General features: G+C 47.1%; 1 rRNA gene (cut by a window edge). It reads left to right on the plus strand.

What is annotated here, in order from left to right:
* The first annotated feature begins 161 nt into the window (after window positions 1-161).
* A 23S ribosomal RNA gene (locus CA_RS00855) occupies window positions 162-2,500 on the plus strand (it continues 567 nt past the right edge of the window).

The following is a 2,500-nucleotide window of genomic DNA, read 5'->3' on the forward strand; positions in this document are numbered from 1 at the left end:
ATGTAATTTCCATGAAGGTTCTTTGTTCTCTGTTTAATTTTGAGAGTTTAATTCTCTCTAAATTTGTACTTTGAAAATTGCATAGTAATCAATATAGAGTAATACTCTAAAGCAAGGCAAAGTTAATTCTTTGTTGTTTGAATTTAAATATATTTACTTAAGGTCAAGCTACAAAGGGCGCATGGTGAATGCCTTGGCACTAGAAGCCGATGAAGGACGTGATAAGCTGCGATAAGCTTCGGGTAGGCGCAAATAGCCTGTGAACCGAAGATTTCCGAATGAGGAAACTCTCATGGGTAACCCCATGAACTGTATACTGAATTCATAGGTATATAGAGGTAAACCCGGGGAACTGAAACATCTAAGTACCTGGAGGAAGAGAAAGAAAAATCGATTTCCTTAGTAGCGGCGAGCGAAACGGAAAGAGCCCAAACCGGAAACTTGTTTCCGGGGTTGCGGTCAGATCATTAAGGCTTTATATCTTAACCGAAGATTTCTGGAAAGTTAAACCATAGAAGGTAATAGTCCTGTAGGTAAAAAGAGAAAAAAGCCCGATCTGTACCAGAGTACCACGAGACACGTGAAACCTTGTGGGAAGCTGGGAGGACCACCTCCCAAGGCTAAATACTACCTAGTGACCGATAGTGAAGAAGTACCGTGAGGGAAAGGTGAAAAGAACCCCAGGAGGGGAGTGAAATAGAACCTGAAACCGTGTGTCCACAACCGATCAAAACACGTTAATGTGTGATGATGTGCTTTTTGTAGAACGAGCCAGCGAGTTACGGTATGCAGCAAGGTTAAGCACTTAAGGTGCGCAGCCGAAGGGAAACCAAGTCTGAATAGGGCGTATAGTTGCATGCTGTAGACCCGAAACCGGGTGACCTATCCATGGCCAGGGTGAAGCGGAAGTAAAATTCCGTGGAGGCCCGAACCACAATGGTGTTGAAAAACCATGGGATGAGCTGTGGATAGGGGAGAAATTCCAATCGAACTCGGATATAGCTGGTTCTCCTCGAAATAGCTTTAGGGCTAGCGCCATGAATGAGTACCGGAGGTAGAGCACTGAATGAGGTAGGGGCTGACAACAGTTACCGAACTTTATCAAACTCCGAATGCTGGATACTTGAATCATGGTAGTCAGACTGCGAATGATAAGATCCGTAGTCAAAAGGGAAACAGCCCAGATCACCAGCTAAGGTCCCAAAGTATAGATTAAGTGGTAAAGGATGTGGGATTTCTAAGACAACTAGGATGTTGGCTCAGAAGCAGCCATACATTAAAAGAGTGCGTAATAGCTCACTAGTCAAGAGATCCTGCGCCGAAAATGTCCGGGGCTAAAATCTAACACCGAAGCTGTGAACTTGTACTTCGTACAAGTGGTAGAGGAGCATCCTGTATGGGCTGAAGTCGTACCGAAAGGAGCGGTGGACTGTACAGGAGAGAGTATGCTGGCATAAGTAGCGAGAACTAAGTGAGAATCTTAGTGGTCGAAAACCTAAGGTTTCCTGGGGAAGGTTCGTCCGCCCAGGGTAAGTCGGGACCTAAGCCGAGGCCGAAAGGCGTAGGTGATGGACAATCGGTTGATATTCCGATACCGCAGAGTAACGTTATGAGAAATGGGATGACGCAGGAGGATAGGATATGCGTACGTTATTGGAAGTACGTCTAAGCACTGAGGATGAAAGATAGGAAAATCCGTCTTTCGTTAAGTCTGGGGTGTAATGGTGAGGTAGTTTACTACCGAAATATCTGATTTCATGCTGCCAAGAAAAGTCTCTATCCAGGAGCTCTGTGCCCGTACCGCAAACCGACACAGGTAGGTGAGGAGAGAATCCTAAGACCATCGGAAGAATTGCTGTTAAGGAACTCGGCAAATTGACCCCGTAACTTCGGGAGAAGGGGTGCCTACGAGAGTAGGTCGCAGAGAATAGGCCCAAGCAACTGTTTATCAAAAACACAGGTTTCTGCTAAAGCGAAAGCTGAAGTATAGGAGCTGACGCCTGCCCGGTGCTGGAAGGTTAAGGGGAATGCTTAGCGCAAGCGAAGGCATGAACTTAAGCCCCAGTAAACGGCGGCCGTAACTATAACGGTCCTAAGGTAGCGAAATTCCTTGTCGGGTAAGTTCCGACCCGCACGAATGGCGTAATGATTTGGGCACTGTCTCAACAGCAAATCCGGCGAAATTGTAGTGCAAGTGAAGATGCTTGCTACCCGCGATTGGACGGAAAGACCCCGTAGAGCTTTACTGTATCTTAGCATTGAATCTCGGTATTGTCTGTACAGAATAGGTGGGAGACTTGGAAGCAGTTCCGTCAGGGATTGTGGAGTCGTCTTTGGGATACCACCCTGACAGTACTGGGGTTCTAACCGGAGGCCATGAAACTGGTCACGGGACATAGCTAGGAGGGCAGTTTGACTGGGGCGGTCGCCTCCTAAAAAGTAACGGAGGCGCCCAAAGGTTCCCTCAGCGCGGTTGGAAACCGCGCGTAGAGTGCAAAGG

It is taken from the genome of Clostridium acetobutylicum ATCC 824 (assembly GCF_000008765.1).
In the GTDB taxonomy this organism is placed as follows: Bacteria; Bacillota; Clostridia; order Clostridiales; family Clostridiaceae; genus Clostridium_S; species Clostridium_S acetobutylicum.